The organism is Candidatus Thermoplasmatota archaeon, assembly GCA_018814355.1.
Lineage (GTDB): Archaea > Thermoplasmatota > Thermoplasmata > UBA10834 > UBA10834 > COMBO-56-21.
The window spans coordinates 1-2,026 of sequence record JAHIZT010000044.1 but is presented as its reverse complement, the minus strand read 5'-3'; the positions used below and the strand labels follow the sequence as shown (position 1 = coordinate 2,026).

At 52.9% G+C, this 2,026-nt stretch carries 2 protein-coding genes; both read right to left on the bottom strand.

Translation table 11 applies throughout. The annotated features are described in order from the left end of the window. A partial coding sequence (locus KJ653_02870) for a heavy metal translocating P-type ATPase (protein ID MBU0684779.1) occupies positions 1-1,191 on the bottom strand: 1,191 nt, incomplete at its 3' end. A 69-nt stretch (positions 1,192-1,260) separates the two neighbouring features. Beyond that, complete coding sequence (locus tag KJ653_02865; GenBank protein MBU0684778.1) at positions 1,261-1,638, bottom strand: CopG family ribbon-helix-helix protein; 378 nt, start codon at positions 1,636-1,638, stop codon at positions 1,261-1,263. Positions 1,639-2,026 lie beyond the last annotated feature (388 nt).

Below are 2,026 nucleotides of genomic sequence, written 5' to 3'. Positions count from 1 at the left end.
CTTGGCGATGGGATGATCCGACGAGCACTCGGCCATCATGGCCGCCTCCAACACCTCCTGAGTGTTTGAAGCGTCACTAGCCACGATGTCAGTGACGGAAGGCTCACCCTTGGTCAAGGTGCCCGTCTTGTCGAATGCGATGACGGAAATCTTACCCGCCGTCTCGACGGCCTCCCCTTCCTTGAACAGTATGCCCATCTCTGCGCCTTTTCCGGTGGCAACAAGGATAACGGTTGGAACGGCGATCCCCAACGCACATGGACATGCTATCACCAAGACGGTTATCGCAGCTGTGAGAGAGAAGCTCAGCGATCCGTCGAGGGCGAAAAACCAAAGGAGAAACGTGAGCAGCGAGATGAGAAACACCGACGGAACGAAGTATGAGATTACCTTGTCTGCGACTCTCTGGATAGGGGCTTTGGACGATTGCGCCTCGCTGACCAACCTGATAATCTGGGACAGGGCACTGTGCTCCCCCATTCCCATGGCCTCAATACGCAGAATTCCGTTCCTGTTGATCGTGCCACCGATGACTTTCATCCTAGGAGTCTTGTCGACGGGCATGGATTCCCCTGTGATGAGAGACTCGTCGACTGACGAGTTGCCTTCAATCACGTTTCCATCCACGGGAATTCTCTCACCTGGTTTGACAAGCACCTTGTCCCCCACGACGACTTCAGAGATTGGCAATTCGACTTCGTCTCCGTTCCTGGTAATTCGGGCAGTCTTTGGCTGGAGTTGCATTAGCTTCCTGACGGCATAAGACACCCGGCTCTTGGACACCTCCTCAAGATACTCGCCTATCGAGATGAGGGTGATTACAGCCGCAGACACCTCGAAGAATGTTATGCCACCAACGAAGACGACTACGAGGCTATACGCAAAGGCAATAGATGTGCTTGTGACAACAAGCACGTTCATATCCAGGTAACGATTCGTGATGGCCTTGAGCGTTCCGACATAGAACTTCCATCCGACCAGGAACTGGACGGGCGCGGCTAATGCAAGCAAAACGAAGGGGCTATACCGAGATTCAAAGAAAATCTCGACTATGAATATTGGGATGGTGAGAGCCAACCCCAGCGCGATCAACGCAAGGTCCCGTTGCCGCTCTTCAGCTTCTTCCTTCACGTCCGCTTCGTAATCCTCGTCGAAGGAACAGCTCGCGCAACCCTCTTCTTCACCGCTCATCACCAATCATGAATACCACGGCTTATAAGCCACCTGTGCTAGCATTCCGCGGCATACTTAACAAGCAACTCAGACTATGCAATTGCAGACTCGAACTTCGTTGATGGAAGCCAGATGACCGAGCATATCCTGCACCCTTCTCGTGTCTCCTCGCAGAACAAGCTGCTCAACGCAGGTGTCATTGAAGTGAGTGTGCATCGAGCTGTGTACCACATCCGCAAAGTCGTGCATCACGTCATGCACGTGATGCTTTTTCTTGCTCTCATATACTATCGATATCAAGAAATGCTCGGATTCACTGGTAATCCTAGTCCACTTGTTTTGCGTCGCGAACTTGTGAACAGCATCCCTGACAGCATCTGATCGACTACCATAGCCCAACGCCTTCCACGTCTCATCGAAATCCTTCAGCTCCTTCGAACCCATTGAGATGCTGAACACAACCATGCTACGCACCCGTTCCCTAATGCATTCACAACACTTATATCGTTTTCAGCCGGCAGCGGATCCTCCATCGCCGACTTCAGAAACATGGCTATGATTTCATTGGCCTGAGAGCCACTGTGGTGGGAAAACAGCCCGGTCGACTAGCCCAAGAGAACCAAGGGTGTGAGCGCCCGGGTTCCAGCCCGGAACCTGCCGGTGACCTGACCTCCGGGCCAGATTCCCCAACCCTAGTGCGCAAGCGGTTTTCCTGGACATTTTCACCAGCAAACCGCACCGTTGGTATCCTTGAATCATCGACGAGCAGAGGACACCAAAGCCATGCGAAAGAGGTTCAGAGGGCGAATCCTAAACAAAGCACGTCTGCATAGCCGAGTTCAAATCCGAGGAG